Below are 19,483 nucleotides of genomic sequence, written 5' to 3'. Positions count from 1 at the left end.
TATATTACGTTAATGCTGTTGAATTATTTTTTTGCAGGAGCGGCAGTACTTGCAGGAGGAGTATCGGTCACTTTTACCCCTGGCTGTACATTCATGATACCATCTACAATAATTTTTTCACCAACTTTAACACCAGATTTAACTACAACTTTATCACCTAATTTTAAACCTAATTCTACTTGACGGTGTTCTGCTTTACTACTATCACCAACAACATAGACATTAAATACACCCAGTTGATCTTGAATGGCTTTATAAGGAATGACAACTTCTTCTTTCGTTGAGTTTGTCTTAATATTGAGCGATACATTCATGCCTGCTCTTAATATATTGCTCGGATTCTCAAAATTTGCACGTACTTTAATCGTTCCTGTTTGCGGATCTACTGCACGATCGATAGTTGCAATTCTACCAGCAGATGTATATGCAGTTCCGTCAGGTAATGTTGCAGAAATTTGTGAAGCAGTTCCTGATTTTTGTAGTGCTACAAATTGCGGGATATCACGCTCGCTCACTTGAATTTCTACTGCAATTGGATTGATGGAAGACACTGTATTTAATTTGGTCGTTCCAGGATTAACCAAAGCTCCTAAGCGTACATCAGATATACCAACAATACCAGCAAACGGGGCACGAATAGTGGAACGGTTTAAGTTTGTTTGAGCAGTTGTCACAGCTGCTTGAGCGGCTACAATTTGTGCTTTTTGATTCGCTAAATCTGTTTTTGCATAATCAAGAGTTTGTTTAGCAATAGCGTCTTTATCTGCCAATGCTTGATAGCGATTTAAGTCTGTTTGAACACGATCAAAATTTGACTGTGCAATTTTAAGATTAGCTCTTGCTTGATCTAAGGCTGCAGTATATCTTGTGCCATCAATTTCATATAATTTTTGACCTTTAGAAACAGATGCACCATCAGTAACATATATTTTAGTAACATAACCAGAAACTTCAGCAAATAAATCAGATTCGTTTAGCGGTTTTACTGTAGCAGGGTAAGCTTGATTTCCTGTAACGACTTCTTCAGTGGCCGTCGCAAAGGTTACTTGAACCACTTTTTCCGCCTGCTGTGCAGCCTGTTGTTTCTGCGCATCTTTATTGCCACATGATTGCCAAATAAGAGTGGTTCCTATAAAAAAAGCTGTTAGTAAATGTCTTTTATTCATGATATTCTTTGGTTTCTTAATGTTATTTATTTTGTATTTACAGTACCTAAAGCTTTTTGAACATCTAACTTGCTCGAAAGAAGTGCATAAAGTGCATTTAAGTAATTTAATTGACTTGTTTTTAAATCAGTCTCAGCTGTCATTAAGTCTAAATACGTTTTAATACCTTCATCATATTGCAACTTAATGGTATCATATACTTCTTTGGACAGATCAACATTCTCTTTTGAAGTCTTCCAATCAATTAGATTTGCATTGTAAGATGCTTTGGCAAGTGAATATTCTGTGTTGATTTGATTATTCAAGTTTGCCATGCTCAAATCAATTTTACTTTCACGAAGTTTTGACTGATAGATTTGGTTTTTTCTTTTGAATCCTTGAAAAATTGGAATAGAAACAGATAACCCAGCTACTGAGCTTGGAAAGTTATCGCTATATAAATCTTTAAACGTATTATTTCTATAATTAAAAGCATAATTATAGAAAGCACTTATATTGGGTAGATAAGTCCATTTATAATATTGAGTTTCTAGTTCTTGCATCTTCTTAGAATTTTGCAATTGTTGAAATTCAATTCTGTTTGTCATATTCGCAGTAGAAGTGGTATCAATTAAGATCTCATTTTCCATACTTGCATTTTCAAAAGATAGGGTAATGTTAGCTTTCTGATCTACTGCTAAGATGTTTTTTAGATAATCATATTTATACCGTTGCAGTTCTATAGTTCTTTTCTCATCTGCATGGGCATTACTTAAAGCAATTTGGGCTCTCTTGAAATCTGTTTTGTCAACCATCCCAACTTCGTATCGCACTTTTGCATCATTATATTGCTTCTGAAGTCTGGTTATATTTTCACGGACAATTTTGATTTGTTCTTCACTTGTTAGAATATCAAAATATGCTTTACTTACTTCTACAACCGTATTAATTTTTTGACTTTCCGTGTTCTGTTTATTCGATTCACGAACGAGGGCAGCTGCTTTTGAAGCTTGCATCAAGCTTGGATTCAAGATTTGTTGATCTGCTTGAAGAACTAACGCACTTGAATTTTTCTGTCCTAAAGCAATATTATTTCCTCCTATAAATGATGTGGGAATCTTAACATTATAATTATAAGAGCCTGTTGCACCTATTTGAGGTAACCATCCTGATAAGGCTATATCAATATCTTTTTCACCAATTTCTTCATCAATTATAGCTTGTTTAAGGCTAATTCTATTGTTAAGTGCATAGTCAATGAGTTGTTGTAAACTTGCTTTAGCGGGTAGTACCTCATTGCCTTTTTGCTGCGCATAACTCACATTCAAGATTGTAATCATGGCTGCAAAAGAAGAGGCTATTTGTCTAAACTTCATATATATTATTTATTTTTAACTCCATCCCAAATGATCGTAATGACGTCTTCAATACTATCAATTGATTTTAATTTATTGTATTTAACACCTTTAATGGCTGAAACGGCAGAGCCAAAAAATATGCAAGCCAGAGCCTCCACATTTAAATTCTTCAATTCTTTTTTATTGATACCTTCTTTTAAAAATTTGAGAATATTACTCTGGCCACTAATCGTTTCGTTTATTTCGGAAGCATTCACCTTGTAATACGGAGAAGAATAAAACTGTTCAAAATAACTGAACATCTCTTCATTTTCTCTGTAAAACCGTACAAATCCTTTCCAGATATGAAAAAACGTTTCTTTGTAAGTTAACTCATCATCTAGCGTTCCAAAAATTGCTTTGTTTAATTTATCTCCACAATACTGAAACAGATGGACAATCAGATCATCTTTAGATGGAAAATAATGGTATATCGTACCTATTGCTACATCAGCTTCTTGAGCAATTTTGCTCATAGCTGTACCGTGAAATCCATGATCTTTTATAAGACGTAAAGTCGTTTCGAAAATGGAAATTACTTTGGGGTTATTTTGTGTGTATTGAACGTTCATTCGGTAACAAATGTACCTGTTTTTATTAAGCTCATCTGTCAAAATAATGTTATAAATAGATTAATTTTATTCGTTGAAGACTTTCGTTTATTTCTTAAGGTAAAAGTTAACAAAATTTAACAGTTAGTTAGTTTGCTAATCAATATCGATGACTTATATTTGTATCATCATAATTTAGGTTTATAATTGGTTAGTAAAGGTTTTCATTCTCCCCGTTTGAAAACCTTTCGTTTTTTAGGCTAACGACAAAAAAAGCCTAGTTAATTAAAACTAAGCTTTTCAAAATGAGATAAATTTTATCTATTTACAACTTTTTAAATCTCTTTGTACTTCCTCTAGACTAAATATTTTATCATGTTTTCCGAAATTAGTTGTTATGTAAGTTAATACATAAGCGATATCTATAGCTGTCAATGCTGCATTTGACGGCATATTGTTCTTGAATGTTTTTCCTGAAACAACTATTTCTTCTTCTAAACCATTTTTGACAATACATGACAACCGATTTCTATTGTTTGTAAGAAAATTAATATCAGTCAAAGGAGGGTATAGAAGACCTAATCCTTCTCCTTTAGCACCATGACAGTTTTTGCAATGGCTAACATATATTTTTTGTCCATTAACCGCGTATTGAGCTGTTTTGATATTAGTACCAGACTGACAACCAATTATGGTGCTCAAAAAATAAACAGAAATGAGAATTCCTAAAATATATAATTTAGCCATCCTATTTTTCTTCTAATAATATGGCTAGATCTTTTTGTAGTTGGGCAACTTGTTCATCATTTGTTCCATCATATGCCCCACGAATTCGTTTTTGTTTATCAACTAAAACCAAGTATCCTTGATGATCGTATCCTCCTGGAGCATTTTTATCTTCAGCAGTATAGACTAAGTATTGATTTGCTATGCCATAAACATCCGCTTTGGATCCAGTTACAAAATTCCAGTGATTATTACTAACACCTAATTTATTAGCATATTCTTTTAATACTGAAGGTTGATCATATTTAAAATCAATACTATGCGATAGGAAGTATACTTCATCATTGTTTTTGTATGCTTCATAAATCTTCAATAAGTTTCTATTCATGGTAGGACAAATACTCGGACAATGTGTGAAAAAGAAGTTCGCAATGTAGACTTTATTCTCATAATTCTTTTCCGTAATGTAGGTGCTATCTTGGTTTAAAAACTTAAAAGCAGGGATGGTATGGTATATAGTATCTGTAATTGTTTTTCCATCGACAGTTTTCTCGACAGGTTCTCGTTGACCATAAATAGGAAGCTTGGGTGCATTTGATTGACAACTTGCTAAGCTACAGGTAGCAACAGCCAAAGATAACGAAGAACGAAGCGTAAATAATTTTATCATCTTAGTACTTATTTAAAATTTCTTGTTTTTCTTTAGATACAGTTTCAAATAATGCTTTCATGGTTTTGACTTTTGCTAACTCACTATTAGCATATGTTAATGTTGTCGAGTCTGAACGATAATCTTTCATCCAGTCCATCATATGATCTGTAGCATCGTCGAGTTTCTTTTGTAATTGTGTTAATTCTTGACGACTATTCGTTGTATCTAAAGCTGGTTTAGCTGTTTTTATTGCTCCAAGATTTGTAAGGATAGAATCAATAGTAACTACACTTTTGTCAAAAGCACTTATTTGAGGCATAATCTCATCATGAATTTTTATAGTCTCTTTTTGAATTTTGACTAGATCATCTTGATTATTTGTTTTTGAACTATTGGCACAGGAAGTAATTGCGAAAGCTGACGCAATTAAAAAAGCTAATTTTTTCATATTGAAATGTTGTTATCTAATACCGACAAAGATACCAAATAGATAAGGAAGATAGTAGCTATCTATACCCTTACATATGTAAAATTCAGGTCACGAATATAGATTTCGTTTTTCGCGATTGCACATATTTCATTGAACTCATTCACGATTTCAATGGAAAAAGTTTTGATCAGTCTTCCTCTATCTTTGAGTGTGTTCATACATTCCTGAAAATCCTCGTCAGTTATTTTAATGGAGAATTTAAGACTTGATAAGCCCGGTTTTTTATATTCGATAGAAGCGGATTTTAACCAAGCTACGGTTTTCGTAAATCCATGCGACTGCAATCTTTGATCAATAAGAATGGCATAGAAAGGGTCAACGGCTGCAAATATAGTTCCACCAAAAATACTATTGTTTGTATTTCTATTGAGAAGACTTTTAATAATCTTGACGTCTGCTTTTTGAAAATCAGGATGAATTTTTTGAACCCAAATACGTTGGAACAAAAATGGAGGGTAAAATCTCAATAGCCATTTAAGGGATTTGGGGGTATACAACATCGCGCAAAGGTACTATATATTAATTAAAATTGAAGATGTTTTTAATTTGTAAAAACGAACATACAATGATATTTTTACTGTAAATTTAAAATATGTCTAACCCATTATCTCCGCGCTCAGCAAATAAAGTTTGGATCATTATCCTGGTGGCCTCTTTGGGCTATTTTGTTGATATCTATGATCTCATTATTTTTTCCATCGTTAGAATCAAATCCTTTGAAGAAATAGGCGTCTCGCCTGAAGATATGCGTTCTAAAGGAGAGTTTGTATTAAATATGCAGATGGCAGGGTTACTAATAGGAGGGATTATATGGGGAATCATTGGAGACAAATTTGGTCGATTAAAAGTTTTATTTGGCTCTATTTTGTTATACTCTTTAGCGAATATCTCTAATGGCTTCGTTCAAGATGTAATGACTTATGGAATCATTCGCTTTATTGCAGGAATTGGTTTGGCAGGTGAATTGGGAGCAGGTGTGACCCTTGTTAGTGAGAGCATGGATAAATCTAAAAGAGGATATGGTACGATGCTAGTTGCCACTGTTGGAGTTTTAGGAGCTGTTTTAGGATATTTCATTTCTGAAGAATTTGATTGGCGAACAGCCTATTTTGTAGGAGGAGGAATGGGATTATTACTATTATTAATGCGAGTAGGGGCGCTAGAATCAGGGATATTCAAAAATGCTGATCAAAAATCGGCAATTAAAGGGAAATTCAGTATGCTCTTTACCGACAAACGACGTTTCAAAAGGTATATGTATTGCCTATGTATTGGTTTACCCATTTGGTTTGTCGTAGGTGTGTTAGTCACTCAAGCACCAGAGATAGGGAAGGCATTGCATGCTCCGACAACCTTAAGTGCTGGGAAAGGAGTTTTATTTACGTATTTAGGGATATCATTAGGGGATTTATTAGCTGGATTATTAGCACAATTTTTAAAATCTAGAAAAAAAGTAGTTTTAATGTGCCAACTCATTATCTTAATTAGCGCTTCATGGTATTTATTAAGTGATGGAATATCGGAAACCAAATTTTTGTGGTTATCCTTTTTTATGGGACTAGGTATTGGCTATTGGGCTACCTTTGTAACGATTGCTGCTGAACAGTTCGGAACGAACCTGCGGGCTACTGTTGCCACTACCGCGCCTAATTTTGTTCGAGGAGCATTGATCCCTTCAACGATGTTATATGGTGTTTTAGTACAATATGGAGGTATAATTGTGGCAGCTTTTGTAATGGTTTTCTTATTATCAGGAATTGCTATTTATGCCTTGACTCAGCTCGAAGAGAGCTTTGATAAAGATTTGAATTATATAGAAGAATAATTACTTATCGCTTTGGACATTTTCCACAACGATTCCCTTTTTTATATTTCTTACAACATTTCTTAAAGCAGGCACATGAAAAAGGAGAAAATGGATTTAATGCTTTTGAATCCGCGCAAAAATCTATTTTCTCCTTTGAAAATGTATCTTGATAACTATCGTTTTGCAATTCTGACGTATTCATATTGCAAAGATATATATTATTTGTAAACAGTCTAAATAAAAAAATGTTAAACTACATCTTTTTTATCAAGCTGTCAATAACTTTTGGATATTGTTGATGTTCAAGTTGCTGTCCTTTGAACTTAATAACTTCTAAAGTGTCATTTGGTTCTATTTTGAACCTACCTTGATAAATGATTTCTCCTTCATCAAAATGCTCATTTGCAAAATGGATGGTAATACCATGTTCAGCTTCCTTATTTGCTAATACAGCTTTATGGACATGATCTCCATACATGCCTTTACCGCCATATTTGGGAAGTAGAGCAGGATGTATATTAATGATTTTATTTGGGAATGCTTTTAAAAGATTATCAGGTACCAACCAAAGAAATCCTGCTAAAACAATTAAATCAATGTTTAAATTTTTTAGCATATTGACAATTTGTTCCGATCTATAAAATTCATCTCTATCAAAAATGTGGGAAGGGATTTCGAAATTATCAGCTCTTTGGATAACATAAGCATCAGGATTATTACTCAAAACTAAAGAGATTTCAGCGTCTTCAGAATATTTAAAATATTCCATTATTTTTTGGGCATTAGAGCCAGAACCTGAAGCAAATATGGCAATACGTTTTTTCACAGTTAATTGTGTTAAATGACGTTCAAAAAAAGTAAATCAACCAAACTTACGGTATTTTTTGTAAAAAAACTAACAGATAATGTTTAATGTACACATTCTGTCATGTATATTTAAAGATTATAAATTTGTTTTTTATTTCTGAATATGATGAAATCTTTTCAACTATTTTTTATTGCTTTATTGTTCTTTTCTTGCCAAATTGTTTGTGCGCAATCTTCAGTTCAAATGCCAGCATTTTCGCTTACAGAAGTTTTCACCTGTAAACGTTTTACACAAAAAGATTTACCTAAAGATGGTGTTATTGTTTTTAATTATTATGATACAGGATGCAGCCATTGCCAGAAAATGGGAGCGGGGATTGCTCAACATATCGATACTTTTAAAAATGTGAAATTCTATTTTATATCCATGAATGATCGGGAATATGTGGAAGGTTTTATTAATATGTTTGCTAAGAAATTGAAACCAAATAATCAAGTTACGTTTATTCATGACCCAGATGGTCAATTTATAGAATTGTTTAAACCTACGCAGACTCCCTCTATTTATATCTATGATGCAAAGACAAAAAAACTACTCAAACATTTAGATGGTGAAGATGATGTTAAGAAATTGCAAGTTGCACTTCCATAAACTTGCCAATAATCTGGTTGTCTTCTAGTTGTAATTTTTATACGTAGGTGTCGTTTTTAATACAAATAATTATAATTATTTGTTATTTTTGCGACATCAAATCAAGATATGAGCGACTCTATTAAACACGAGTGCGGAATAGCACTTATTCGACTGTTAAAACCCCTTTCTTATTATCAGGAAAAATATGGTACGCCTTACTACGGCATTAATAAGCTGTACCTATTGATGGAAAAGCAACACAACCGTGGACAAGACGGTGCTGGTATTGCAACTATCAAATTCGATGTTAAACCTGGAAACAGATACATTTCTCGTTATAGAGCAATGGGGGCAAATGCCGTAGCAGATATTTTTGAATACGTTCAAAAGAAATTTGCTGCAGTACAAAAGGTTTATCCAGAGGAATCTAAGGATACACAATGGTTAAAGGATAATGTAAGTTTTACGGGTGAAGTGTTATTGGGCCACTTACGCTATGGCACACATGGCAAAAATAGCATTGAAAGTTGTCATCCATTTTTAAGACAAAATAACTGGATGTCTCGTAACTTGGTTGTTGCAGGTAATTTTAACATGACAAATGTTGATGAGTTATTGCAACAATTATACGAATTGGGACAACATCCTAAAGAAAAAGCAGATACGATTACTGTTCTGGAAAAAATTGGACATTTCTTAGATGATGAAAATCAAGATCTGTTTGATAAGTTTAAAAAAGAAGGATATTCTAATATTGAAATAAGCTCTTTAATCGCTAAAAATATAGATGTTCCTAAAATTTTAACACGTTCCGCAAAAACTTGGGATGGTGGATATACCATTGCAGGTATATTTGGTCATGGAGATGCATTTGTGATGCGTGACCCTGCAGGTATACGTCCAGCATATTATTATAAAGATGATGAAGTGCTTGTTGTTACCTCAGAAAGACCTGTTATTCAGACCGCATTCAATGTTTCGATCGATAAAGTAAAGGAAATAAAACCTGGTCATGCTTTGATTGCTAAAAAAGATGGAACGGTTACAGAAGAAATGTTTAGAGAACCTGTTGAACAGAAATCATGCTCTTTCGAGCGTATCTATTTTTCTAGAGGTTCAGACGCTGATATTTATAAAGAACGTAAACAACTGGGACGCCTTTTATGCCCACAAGTATTAGAGGCAATCGACAACAATATTAAAAATACGGTATTCTCTTTTATTCCCAATACAGCTGAGGTTTCCTATTATGGATTGATGGATGGCATCAATACCTATGTAAGAGATTTTCAAAAAGATGCACTATTAAATCGTTCAGACAAAATTGAAGATGGAGAGTTAGAAGACATTTTGAATATTCACCCTCGCTTTGAGAAGTTGAATGTGAAAGATGCTAAGCTTCGCACTTTTATCACACAAGATGCTGACCGTAATGATATGGTGCAACATGTTTATGATACCACGTATGGCATTGTGAAAGATCACGAAGATACGATCGTTGCTATTGATGATTCTATTGTACGAGGAACAACTTTAAAACAAAGTATTTTAACCATCTTAGATCGTCTAAATCCTAAGAAAATTGTCATCGTATCATCAGCACCTCAGATTCGTTACCCAGATTGTTATGGTATCGACATGTCAAGAATGGGCGAGTTTGTTGCATTTGAAGCAGCTATATCTTTATTAAGACAACGTGGTTTGGCACATATCATTGATGAAGTATATCAAAAATGTGTTTTATCTATAACAGCAGAGGTGGAAGATATCGAAAATTACGTACAAGAGATCTATGAACCATTTACTGATGATGAAATTTCAGAGGAAATAGCGAAAATCATAACTCCTCATCATTTAAAGGCGAAAGTTAAAGTTATCTTCCAAACTTTAGACAACTTACATATCGCTTGTCCTGATCATAAAGGAGATTGGTATTTCTCAGGTAATTATCCTACTCCAGGTGGAAATAAAGTTGTGAATAAAGCTTTTATGAACTGGGTTGAAGGTAAGAATGTAAGAGCTTACTTCAGTAGTTAGTTTTGGAAATATTAATATAAAGAAAGAGGCTCGATAATTCAATATCGAGCCTCTTTCTTTATATTGTTTTATAAGCGCTTTAATACAAAATAGAATCCAACAGCTGTAAGGGCTAAAAGTGCTGAGGTGCACCACCAAAGTGTTGTGAATCCATAAGTACCAACGATATTCGTACCCAATAGAGGAGAAAATATATTCGCGGCAGAAAAGGCAAGGGAGTTAAACCCCATATATGCTCCTTGTGTTTTAGGTGTTGATCTATTTATTGATGCCGTAGCCATAAAAGGTAAGGTTAACATTTCTCCTATACCAAAAATAAAAAAGGTCACATATAACATGAACAATCCTGCGTGGATATTAAACATGGCATAGGAAATAGAACAAAAGATAGTACCTAAAACTAATGTTTTTGTTAAGGAAAGTCTATTTTCAGCAATATGAACAATAAACATTTCTAATAATACAATGATGAATCCACTCCAACCCATTAAGAATCCAATCTGATGTTCATTGAGATGATGAACCTCTCTGTAGAAGATTGGAAGTGTAGATATAAGCTGAAAGAAGCATAGTGAAAATATACAACATAAGATATTAAAGATGATAAAAGGTCCATCTTTATATGGGTTTCTTTCTTTTTTATCGTGAGTTGTTATTGCAATTGCTGAATTTTTTAAAGCTTTCAGATTATTCTTTTCTTTTTTGTAGAAAAAGAGAAAGAAAACAACAGCTGCTGCTGTTGCTGCCATTGCATTTCCATAAAATATCCAATTAAACGATATACCCGCTAAAAAACCACCAACAGCAGGACCAATAGAAAACCCCAAATTGACAGCCAACCGATTCAAAGAAAACGCACGTGTTATATTTTCAGGTTTAGCATAACTCGCTACCGAGACGGAGTTTGCAGGTCTGAAAGCGTCAAAAACGGTACTGAGTATAAAAATCATAATACCTAATGACGTTACAGTCTTGAAATAAGGAGTAATCAAAAATAATGGAGCAGCTAATACCAAACTCGTAAGCTGAACTTTGAAGCTTCCAAACTTATCTGTCAACCAACCTCCAATATAAGATCCGCACACGGATCCTCCTCCAAAACACATCAAGACAATACCAACTTGCTTAATGTCGAATCCTAAAGCTTTGGTCATGTAAATTCCAAGAAAAGGGATAACCATGCTCCCCATTCTATTGATCAACATAACAATAGCAAGCAGCCATGCAGATTGAGAAAGTCCTCTAAAGGAGTCTATATAAATAGATAAAAGTTTTTTCAATTTAAATATGTAAAAAAGCCAAAGAAATACAGCTTCTGTTTTCTTTGGCTTTATGAGAAATGTATAATTATACTAATTGTGCGTCTTCCAAAGAATTATTAATTTCATAACTAGCGGCTAGTATATTTTTTTTGCCCGTTGATGGTTCAAAAATAATATCAATTCTTCCTAAATTAATACCAGCAAAGCCAACTTGATTAACAGCTGTTTTTGTGCCCTTTAAGTTGGTTATAAAAGTTGGTTCTTTTAAGAATGTATGCGTATGTCCACCGATGATCAAGTCGATATCACTTGTTTCAGCCGCTAAAACAAGATCGGAAACTTTATCACTTTCATATTGATAGCCCAGATGAGACAAGCAAATAATTAAATCGCATTTATGTTTTTCTTTTAGCTCCTTCACGACACGATTAGAAACCGAAATTGGATCTAAATATTTCATGCCTTTAAAGTTATTCGGATCAACAAGACCTTCAATATCAACTCCAAGGCCGAAAACGCCAATTTTGACACCTGCTTTTTTAAAGATTGTAAACTCTTGCGTTTTACCTTCTAAAACTGTTCCTTTAAAGTCATAGTTTGCTGTTAAAAATGGAAATTTTGCATGATCTAAATATTTAACTAAACCGTTTAGTCCATTGTCAAATTCATGATTACCAAAAGTCCCCGCATCGTATCCCAATTTCGTCATGAGATCAAGCTCTAATTTTCCACCAAACATGTTGAAATATGGGGTTCCTTGAAACATGTCTCCGGCATCTAATAAAAGAACATGTGATTCCTCACTTCTTATGGTATTAATTAACGTACTGCGACGGGCAACTCCTCCTAGACCTTGATATCTTCCTCCATCTAGAGGGAAGGGTTCAATTCGGCTATGAACATCATTGGTATGTAAAATCGTTAATTTGACTTTTTTTGAATCAGCAAAAGATGCAAATGGTAATGTACTGAATGCTGCAATAGCGGAAAGATTACCCGCTGTTTTTAGAAAGTTTCTTCTATTTAATAATTTTAACTCTTCCATCTAATTGCATTTTTATTTTTTGACCATTTTTAGTAAAATTCGAAATGTAATCCATCAAACTTTCTCTTACTTTTTGAGGATAATCATTTCTCTTGAGTGCATGGGTGAATAAATCTAAATTATCGCCACCATTAGCAAGATAATCATACGTTACAACTTTGTATACCTTATTCTTATCCAAATTTTTACCCTGTATTTGGATAGCTATCGGTTGTTTATTTTGTATAGATAACGATAGACCCGTAACAGGTTGTCCAGCAGTTGCAGCAATAAACTCGGCAAGTTTTTGAATTTGTTCTCCATTCAACTCAATGATTGTTAATTGGTTTTCAAATGGCATCACCTCAAATACATTTTCAACTGTAATTTCTCCAGCTTTGATCTCATTCCGAATTCCTCCTTTTGTAGCAAAAGCGATATCGGCTTTATTATTGACTCTTTCACTCGCATCCATTAAAGCCTGTGTGAAAAAATTTCCCATTAAAGTTTCAGGAGCTTTTTCTTTTGTCAGCGCGAATTCAGAAAATCCGATCACTCTATTCATCTCGGCCTGCATCTGCTGTTTATAAGGCGTATAAATGGCTACAATTGCATCATCATCACTTGTATTTTTGTTGATTTCGTATTGTTTAAAATCCTTTTGAGTAGGGCTCAACCTTTTACTACAGGATATGCTAAGTAAGACCGCTAAAATCCCGAAGGTTACATATTGAAGTTGATGTTTAAGTAGTTTCATTGTATGTAATAAGTAATTTTTCGATACAAATGTAGACAATAAAAGCTCAACATTTTGTTAAGCTTTTATTATCTATATGAAAAAGAAGTGTTGTTTTTAGCTTGTAAGTTCAGTTTTTTTATGATCTTTTCTAGCAACAGCATCTCGTTGATTTCTCAATTTTATAGACTTCCTACGATCTGCTATGGTAGTCTTTGTTATTTTTGCTACCATTTTGTTGTTTTTATACAATTTCCAATTCATAAGTAGAACAGAAAATAATATCACAACCAGACCGATAATCTGTACAGAAGTAACGGCATGGCTACTGAAGAAATAACTAAGTACCAATGCTACAATTGGATTTACATAGGCGTAAGTGCTGACTTCAGTTGCAGGCCTTACTTGAAGTAACCAAATGTAAGAGCTGAATGCTAAAATAGATCCAAAAAGAATTAAATAAGATAAATTGAACCAGTCCATCGGAGCAACTTGCTCAAAGTTAAAACGTGCGAATTCACCATTAAAGGTTGCGACGATCGTGAATAGAACACCAGCGATAACCATTTGCCATGCCGTTTTCACCATTACGTGTAAATCTTCTTTTTCTTCTTTCTCCGTTTTCTTTTGATATTTAGAATAAAGAGAACCCATTGTCCAAGCGATGGAACCTAGCACCATAACAATTAAAGCAATAACGGTTATTTCTTTATTTGAAGATGAATTACTAGCTACAATTTGTTCAGCAAAAAGAAGTACAACCCCTAAAAAACCTAAAATTAAACCAATAATGGTTGTCTTACTCCTAAAGTTTTCTTTCCATTTGGGTTTATCTAATAATACAAACCAAATTGCAGCAGCAGCAGCGATGATAGCTGCCACACCTCCGGAAACGTATTGTTCGGCCCATATTAAACCACCCATATCAACGAATAGTAATAAAAAACCGACGATAAAAGAATCGCGAATAGCTTTTTTATTGAAAATCTTATAACCTTTTATGATACAGTAGGTCATTAATAAAAGACTTGCTGTAGCGAATCGAAAAGATCCTAAAATAAAAGGAGAAAAACTGTGAAGTGTTTTCTCAATAAAGAAAAATGTCGAACCCCACACAATATACACAACAGCATAAGCCATTAGAACCATTACTGAACTAGTCGTATGTGTTTTATTTTTTAACATATTAAACTCCTTTCTTAATTATTCTGGTATGACTAATTGTTGATCTTCTTTTACCGTTTGTAATACAATGGTAGTACGCGTAGAAATAATGCCCTCAATTTTGGCTAATGTGTTACGCATTAAATCTACCAAAGCTGTAGAATCGGCTGTTCTAACTTTAATGAGATAACCATCATCTCCAGCGATGTCATGCACTTCTTGTACTTCAGGTATTTCCGCTAAAAGAATTCCAACCTTTTGTTCACCAATAATATCATTCGCCTTAATAAATATGAATGATAATAATTTTTGATCGATAGCGGCAGGATTAATTTTAGCATTATACTGTAGGATTACATTCTTTTGCTCCAACTTTTTAACGCGCTCTAATATAGCAGATGGTGCCATACCTAATTCTCTCGCAATATCTGCATTGTTAATTCGCGCATTGTCCTGCATTAGACTTAAGATTTTATAGTCTACATGATCTAAATTATATTCTACTTTTGTCATATCGAGTGCAAATATAAGTAAATTTCGAATTATATTCAAATTTTGTTTAACAAATCAGAATATAATTCTATGTCGGATGCTGTTAATCTAATTTAAAAATGGCTTTTGAATATGTTGTGAGGATTTTAAAATTGTTAAAATATTGATTATTAGAGCTGTATAGTATTTAGAATTATCTTTGGTTTGAAGTCTATTACATTGAATTTTATTCTTTTGGAATTTCAAGTGCATATTGTTCTCTGAGTCTTTTGATTAAATAGCTTGTACATAACGTAACCAGTAAACCAATAACACAGCCAATAGTAACACAAGCAAATCGATCTAATGCGCCAATATAAGATTTGAGTTGTTGTTCATGTATGACCACAATGATTAAGGCTACCATAGCAGTACGCGCTACACTCAAAATGTTCAGTAGCTTGCAGATAGCAACTGATGCAATAATACCTAAGAGCATAGACCACATTTGGGGTAGGTTTGTAAAATAAAAAATGATGCCAGAAGCTGATCCAATTAAATTTGACTTTGTTCTATCAATAGCAATTTTTGTTGCTTCTTTATCATCTGGAGAAATAACCAATACGATTGATATTAAAGCCCAAGTAGCTGAATATTGAGGGAATTTGATATATAGAAAGTAGCCAATGGAGAATCCAATTAAAATACGGATTAAATAAATGATAAAATCGGAGTGTAAGCTATACCTTAAAAGAGTTTTTCGCATTTTTAATCAAAGTAATGTTCCGCAAAAATACAGCTTATTCATATAATCAAGAATTAAATAAATGCGTTTTTATGCATGTTTTTGAGATATTTTTCAATTTCTTGCAATATTGATTTTTTTGATTCTTTAAATTAGTTAGATTTGTTTATAATAAAATACATAAACTGTGAGCGATAATATTTCTTTAGATGAACTAGCACGATCTTTTGTAGGTGAACTTTACTATAATGACTCATCACAACATCATATGGTACGCCTAGCCTATTCAACAGATGCTTCTGTCTATCAGGAAATGCCTTTGGCGGTTGCCATTCCCAAGAATATTGAAGATATTAAAAAATTACTTCAATTTGCTGTTGCATCTGCTGTGACAATTATTCCACGTACAGCGGGTACATCATTAGCGGGGCAGGTTGTCGGAAATGGTATTATTATGGATATTTCCAAAAACTTCAATAAAATTATCGAACTGAATGTTGAAGAGCGTTGGGTAAGCGTACAACCAGGAGTTATTCGAGATGATTTGAATCATTATCTCAAATCATTTGGTTTGATGTTTGGGCCAGAAACTTCAACAGCAAATAGAGCCATGGTTGGTGGAATGATTGGAAATAACTCATCAGGTTTACATTCTATTGTTTGGGGAGATACACGTCAAAATTTAATTTCAGCCAAGGTCATTTTGGATGATCAATCCGAAGTAATCTTCGAACAATTAGACGAAGGATCTTACTTTAAAAAGTTAATCCAAAAAGATCGAGAAGGAACAATCTATCGTCAATTCAATGAGTTATTGACTAAAGAAGAAAATATTAAAGCGATAGAAGAGGGGTATCCGAAGCGTTCCATTACGAGAAGAAATACAGGTTATGCTTTGGATATGGTTTCAGATAAATCACATCCTTTTAATATGTGTCGTCTGTTAGCAGGATCAGAAGGGACACTTGCAATTGTTACAGAAGCAAAATTACACTTACGACCATTACCACCTCCAGAACTAGGACTTTTATGCATTCATTTTGATGATATGATTGAGTGTATGCATGCCAATGTTGTTGCGCTATCACATCAACCAGAGGCCTCAGAGTTGGTCGATAAGTACATCATGGATTTCACAGTAGGACATCCAACCTATCAATATAATCGGTTTTTTATAGAAGGAGATCCTAAGGCACTTTTAATCGTTGAATTTAGAGGGGATACTGCCGCGGAAGTAGAAGCAAAAGCAATGACTTTAAAAGCCGATCTAATGAATAAAAATTTAGGTTATGCCTATCCTTTTATTACAGGAGATCAAACCGATTTGGTGTGGGATGTTCGTAAAGCAGGGCTTGGTTTGATCCGTAATCTCCCTGGTGATAGTCAACCAGTCAATTTAATAGAAGATTGTGCTGTTTCACCTGAAGACCTACCCGCATATGTCAATGACGTTCAAAACTTATTGATGGAAGAGGGCGTACATGCATCTTATTATGCACACGCTGGTGCTGGAGAGTTGCATATAGAACCTTTTGTGAATTTAAAAAGCGAAGAAGGGATTAAAACTTTTCGGTCTATTTTAGAAAAGACAACCGACTTAGTACTGAAATATAATGGTTCATTGAGCGGTGAACATGGAGATGGACGCTTGAGAGGTGAGTTTATTAAAAAAGTATTGGGTAGAAAAGTATATACATTATTGGAAGAAGTAAAAGAAATTTTTGACCCACGAGGTGTTTTTAATGCAAATAAGATTGTGAATACACCACCTATGGACACACATCTTCGTTACGATAATAACAGCAACAGGACTGAAATTAAAACTTACTTTGATTTTTCCAAAGAGGAGAGTATTCTTCGTTTAGCGGAAAAATGTTCTGGTTCCGGTGATTGCCGTAAAACGGAAATTACAGGAGGAACGATGTGTCCATCTTTTATGGCAACAAGAGATGAAAAAGATACAACAAGAGCAAGAGCGAATATGTTGCGTCAGTTTTTGACAAACTCCACACAACAAAACCGTTTCGATCATGAAGAATTGAAAGAGGTAATGGATTTATGTTTAAGTTGTAAAGCTTGTAAAACAGAATGCCCTTCAAGTGTAGATGTCGCTAAAATGAAAGCCGAGTTCTTACAACATTATTATGATGAACATGGAACTCCATTTCGAACCCAAGTAATTGCTCATTTCACGGAATCTCAAAAATTAGGATCACTTGTTGCACCAATTTATAATTTCGTTGTTAACAATAGTTTTTTAGCAGGCCTTGTTAAAAAAACGATCGGATTTGCACCAAAACGATCACTGCCAACAGTCAGTGGAACCACCTTAACACAATGGGTTAAGAAGCAAGAAAAAAACAGTGAAGCGAAGCGAAAGGTCTATTTATTTGCGGACGAATTTACAGAATATAACGATACGACTATCGGTATCACTACTTATAAATTGTTGACAGCTTTAGGGTATGAAGTTGTCATTCCTAAACATATACAAAGCGGACGTACTTACTTATCTAAAGGTTATGTAAAGGAAGCAAAGAAAATAGCGAATAAAAACATCAATTTCTTAAAAGATCTTATCTCAGATGAAACTCCTTTATTAGGGATAGAACCTTCAGGTATCATTACTTTTAGAGATGAATATTTATCATTGGTAGACAAAGATCTGTATCAAAACGCTGTAAATGTTGCTAAAAATGCGTTGATGTTCGATGAGTTCTTATTAAAAGAAATAGAAGCTGGTCGTATTCATCAAGAGCAATTTAGTTCAGAAAGTCGAAAGATAAAATTACATGGCCACTGTTATCAAAAAGCTTTTCACTTGATGCAGACAACAGAAAAGCTGTTATCTTTTCCAATGAATTATCAAGTGGAAGTTATTCCATCAGGATGTTGCGGTATGGCTGGTTCTTTTGGCTATGAAAAGGAACATTATGATGTTTCTATGAAAGTAGCAGAATTAGTGCTATTACCAGCTGTTCGAGAGACAGAAGAGTCAACTTTAATTGCGGCAGCAGGTACTTCTTGCAGACATCAAATAAAAGACGGGGTAGGGCGTAAATCTTACCATCCTGTTGAAATTTTATATGATGCTTTGATAAAGTAAAACATAAGGGGTAATTGTTTTGTTTATCAGTAAAAATCATTATTTTTAGTAAACGAATTCTACTGAGGAACTATAATTACAAACAAGATGAGAAAAATTAGTCAATTTGCTGTTTTATCAGCTTTAGTATTTGCTACGGCATGTGGTAATACTAGCCAAGATCAAAAAGGAGAGAAATCAAAATCGAATAAACCCCTTGTACAGCTGACGCTTAAAGGTCCTGTCACGAATAATAAACATTTGTTTTTACGTATCGTTGACGATGTAAAAACAGACTCTAGTCATATTTATACAACACAGGGGTTACATGATCAAGATACAGTAGGACTTAAAATTGAAGTTGTAAATCAAATTAGAGCTGGAATTATTGATGAAGAGCCTAATGATGATGTAGGATTCTCAAAAGGAAAAATTAAAATTTCTTCATTGGGGGCGCAAAGTGATGCTTTTATAAAGGCATTAGGAAGTATTTATGAAATAAAAACCTCAGATCCCTTTACATCTGCAACACTTCTTCCAAATGTATTCTCTTCTAATAAAGTGAATGTTGATTTGGACAAAACTGCAACCTATAGTTTCAAATTGTTTTTAGATAATAGTTCAGGAACTCCTGCTGAAATGTTTTTTAGTGTTGATACGTACAAAAGATCAGTTGAATTTTCTGAGAAAGATCCTAAATTTAGACCATTATTCATTGGCGCATTGACTGGTAAATAAATAAAAAAGGCT

General features: G+C 33.7%; 19 protein-coding genes. 5 read left to right on the top strand and 14 right to left on the bottom strand.

Annotated features, from left to right (window positions below):
• Positions 1 to 23 precede the first annotated feature (23 nt).
• The 7 genes from LZQ00_RS09580 to LZQ00_RS09550 all read right to left on the bottom strand — a co-directional run bounded on the left by LZQ00_RS09580 (position 24) and on the right by LZQ00_RS09550 (position 5,461).
• Positions 24 to 1,166, bottom strand: a complete 1,143-nt coding sequence (locus LZQ00_RS09580) for an efflux RND transporter periplasmic adaptor subunit (RefSeq protein ID WP_234509016.1) — start codon at positions 1,164 to 1,166, stop codon at positions 24 to 26.
• A 26-nt stretch (positions 1,167 to 1,192) separates the two neighbouring features.
• Positions 1,193 to 2,521, bottom strand: a complete 1,329-nt coding sequence (locus tag LZQ00_RS09575; RefSeq protein ID WP_234509015.1) for a TolC family protein — start codon at positions 2,519 to 2,521, stop codon at positions 1,193 to 1,195.
• Positions 2,522 to 2,526: 5 nt separating this feature from the next.
• Positions 2,527 to 3,114 (bottom strand): TetR/AcrR family transcriptional regulator, encoded by a 588-nt coding sequence (locus LZQ00_RS09570; RefSeq protein WP_234509014.1) that lies wholly within the window; start codon positions 3,112 to 3,114, stop codon positions 2,527 to 2,529.
• Between the two features lie 300 nt (positions 3,115 to 3,414).
• Positions 3,415 to 3,840 (bottom strand): c-type cytochrome, encoded by a 426-nt coding sequence (locus tag LZQ00_RS09565; protein ID WP_234509013.1) that lies wholly within the window; start codon positions 3,838 to 3,840, stop codon positions 3,415 to 3,417.
• A gap of 1 nt (position 3,841) precedes the next feature.
• Entirely contained in the window at positions 3,842 to 4,489 is a 648-nt protein-coding gene (locus LZQ00_RS09560) for an SCO family protein (protein WP_234509012.1), read from the bottom strand.
• Between the two features lies 1 nt (position 4,490).
• Positions 4,491 to 4,919: a transposase gene (locus tag LZQ00_RS09555; RefSeq protein ID WP_234509011.1), complete on the bottom strand. Its 429-nt coding sequence runs from the start codon at positions 4,917 to 4,919 to the stop codon at positions 4,491 to 4,493.
• Positions 4,920 to 4,981: 62 nt separating this feature from the next.
• Positions 4,982 to 5,461, bottom strand: coding sequence for a DUF4442 domain-containing protein (locus tag LZQ00_RS09550; RefSeq protein WP_234509010.1), 480 nt, complete (start codon positions 5,459 to 5,461; stop codon positions 4,982 to 4,984).
• A gap of 92 nt (positions 5,462 to 5,553) precedes the next feature.
• On the opposite strand from LZQ00_RS09550, the gene LZQ00_RS09545 reads away from it, so the two are divergent.
• Entirely contained in the window at positions 5,554 to 6,786 is a 1,233-nt protein-coding gene (locus tag LZQ00_RS09545) for an MFS transporter (protein WP_234509009.1), read from the top strand.
• A 235-nt stretch (positions 6,787 to 7,021) separates the two neighbouring features.
• Here the strand turns inward: LZQ00_RS09545 and purN are convergent, their stop codons facing one another.
• On the bottom strand, positions 7,022 to 7,594 hold the full coding sequence (gene purN / locus LZQ00_RS09540) for a phosphoribosylglycinamide formyltransferase (protein WP_234509008.1): 573 nt from the start codon (positions 7,592 to 7,594) through the stop codon (positions 7,022 to 7,024).
• A gap of 144 nt (positions 7,595 to 7,738) precedes the next feature.
• On the opposite strand from purN, the gene LZQ00_RS09535 reads away from it, so the two are divergent.
• Entirely contained in the window at positions 7,739 to 8,227 is a 489-nt protein-coding gene (locus LZQ00_RS09535; protein ID WP_234509007.1) for a peroxiredoxin family protein, read from the top strand.
• Positions 8,228 to 8,335: 108 nt separating this feature from the next.
• Positions 8,336 to 10,246 carry an amidophosphoribosyltransferase gene (locus LZQ00_RS09530; protein ID WP_234509006.1) on the top strand — a complete coding sequence of 637 codons (1,911 nt, stop codon included), beginning with the start codon at positions 8,336 to 8,338 and terminating at the stop codon, positions 10,244 to 10,246.
• 68 nt (positions 10,247 to 10,314) lie between these two features.
• On the opposite strand, the gene LZQ00_RS09525 is transcribed toward LZQ00_RS09530, so the two are convergent.
• From LZQ00_RS09525 to LZQ00_RS09500, 6 genes are all read right to left on the bottom strand, one after another.
• A complete protein-coding gene (locus tag LZQ00_RS09525; RefSeq protein WP_234509005.1) occupies positions 10,315 to 11,526 on the bottom strand; it encodes an MFS transporter in 1,212 nt (403 codons plus the stop codon).
• Between the two features lie 67 nt (positions 11,527 to 11,593).
• Positions 11,594 to 12,553, bottom strand: a complete 960-nt coding sequence (locus LZQ00_RS09520; protein WP_234509004.1) for a bifunctional metallophosphatase/5'-nucleotidase — start codon at positions 12,551 to 12,553, stop codon at positions 11,594 to 11,596.
• Positions 12,528 to 13,289 (bottom strand): 5'-nucleotidase C-terminal domain-containing protein, encoded by a 762-nt coding sequence (locus LZQ00_RS09515; RefSeq protein ID WP_234509003.1) that lies wholly within the window; start codon positions 13,287 to 13,289, stop codon positions 12,528 to 12,530. Before LZQ00_RS09515 ends, LZQ00_RS09520 begins: the two co-directional genes overlap by 26 nt.
• Positions 13,290 to 13,385: 96 nt before the next feature.
• Positions 13,386 to 14,453, bottom strand: a complete 1,068-nt coding sequence (locus LZQ00_RS09510) for an EamA family transporter (RefSeq protein ID WP_234509002.1) — start codon at positions 14,451 to 14,453, stop codon at positions 13,386 to 13,388.
• An 18-nt stretch (positions 14,454 to 14,471) separates the two neighbouring features.
• Positions 14,472 to 14,945, bottom strand: coding sequence for an Lrp/AsnC family transcriptional regulator (locus LZQ00_RS09505; RefSeq protein WP_234509001.1), 474 nt, complete (start codon positions 14,943 to 14,945; stop codon positions 14,472 to 14,474).
• Positions 14,946 to 15,150: 205 nt separating this feature from the next.
• Positions 15,151 to 15,669, bottom strand: a complete 519-nt coding sequence (locus LZQ00_RS09500; protein WP_234509000.1) for an FUSC family protein — start codon at positions 15,667 to 15,669, stop codon at positions 15,151 to 15,153.
• A gap of 166 nt (positions 15,670 to 15,835) precedes the next feature.
• Between LZQ00_RS09500 and LZQ00_RS09495 the strand changes: the two genes are divergently transcribed.
• Both LZQ00_RS09495 and LZQ00_RS09490 read left to right on the top strand, forming a co-directional pair.
• Complete coding sequence (locus LZQ00_RS09495) at positions 15,836 to 18,754, top strand: FAD-binding and (Fe-S)-binding domain-containing protein (RefSeq protein WP_234508999.1); 2,919 nt, start codon at positions 15,836 to 15,838, stop codon at positions 18,752 to 18,754.
• Positions 18,755 to 18,841: 87 nt separating this feature from the next.
• Positions 18,842 to 19,471: a hypothetical protein gene (locus tag LZQ00_RS09490; RefSeq protein ID WP_234508998.1), complete on the top strand. Its 630-nt coding sequence runs from the start codon at positions 18,842 to 18,844 to the stop codon at positions 19,469 to 19,471.
• Positions 19,472 to 19,483 lie beyond the last annotated feature (12 nt).

This window comes from Sphingobacterium sp. SRCM116780 (assembly GCF_021442025.1).
Classification (GTDB): Bacteria; Bacteroidota; Bacteroidia; order Sphingobacteriales; family Sphingobacteriaceae; genus Sphingobacterium.
Note: the sequence above shows the minus strand (reverse complement) of the source record. Positions and strands in the feature narration are given on the sequence as shown.

Coding starts and splice junctions, on each gene's coding strand:
- LZQ00_RS09510 (WP_234509002.1), bottom strand. CDS start 14,453: ATGTTAAAAAATAAAACACATACGACTAGTTCAGTAATGGTTCTAATG.
- LZQ00_RS09555 (WP_234509011.1), bottom strand. CDS start 4,919: ATGAAAAAATTAGCTTTTTTAATTGCGTCAGCTTTCGCAATTACTTCC.
- LZQ00_RS09580 (WP_234509016.1), bottom strand. CDS start 1,166: ATGAATAAAAGACATTTACTAACAGCTTTTTTTATAGGAACCACTCTT.
- LZQ00_RS09575 (WP_234509015.1), bottom strand. CDS start 2,521: ATGAAGTTTAGACAAATAGCCTCTTCTTTTGCAGCCATGATTACAATC.
- LZQ00_RS09550 (WP_234509010.1), bottom strand. CDS start 5,461: ATGTTGTATACCCCCAAATCCCTTAAATGGCTATTGAGATTTTACCCT.
- LZQ00_RS09515 (WP_234509003.1), bottom strand. CDS start 13,289: ATGAAACTACTTAAACATCAACTTCAATATGTAACCTTCGGGATTTTA.
- LZQ00_RS09565 (WP_234509013.1), bottom strand. CDS start 3,840: ATGGCTAAATTATATATTTTAGGAATTCTCATTTCTGTTTATTTTTTG.
- LZQ00_RS09560 (WP_234509012.1), bottom strand. CDS start 4,489: ATGATAAAATTATTTACGCTTCGTTCTTCGTTATCTTTGGCTGTTGCT.
- LZQ00_RS09520 (WP_234509004.1), bottom strand. CDS start 12,553: ATGGAAGAGTTAAAATTATTAAATAGAAGAAACTTTCTAAAAACAGCG.
- LZQ00_RS09490 (WP_234508998.1), top strand. CDS start 18,842: ATGAGAAAAATTAGTCAATTTGCTGTTTTATCAGCTTTAGTATTTGCT.
- LZQ00_RS09545 (WP_234509009.1), top strand. CDS start 5,554: ATGTCTAACCCATTATCTCCGCGCTCAGCAAATAAAGTTTGGATCATT.
- LZQ00_RS09535 (WP_234509007.1), top strand. CDS start 7,739: ATGATGAAATCTTTTCAACTATTTTTTATTGCTTTATTGTTCTTTTCT.
- LZQ00_RS09530 (WP_234509006.1), top strand. CDS start 8,336: ATGAGCGACTCTATTAAACACGAGTGCGGAATAGCACTTATTCGACTG.
- LZQ00_RS09500 (WP_234509000.1), bottom strand. CDS start 15,669: ATGCGAAAAACTCTTTTAAGGTATAGCTTACACTCCGATTTTATCATT.
- LZQ00_RS09570 (WP_234509014.1), bottom strand. CDS start 3,114: ATGAACGTTCAATACACACAAAATAACCCCAAAGTAATTTCCATTTTC.
- LZQ00_RS09505 (WP_234509001.1), bottom strand. CDS start 14,945: ATGACAAAAGTAGAATATAATTTAGATCATGTAGACTATAAAATCTTA.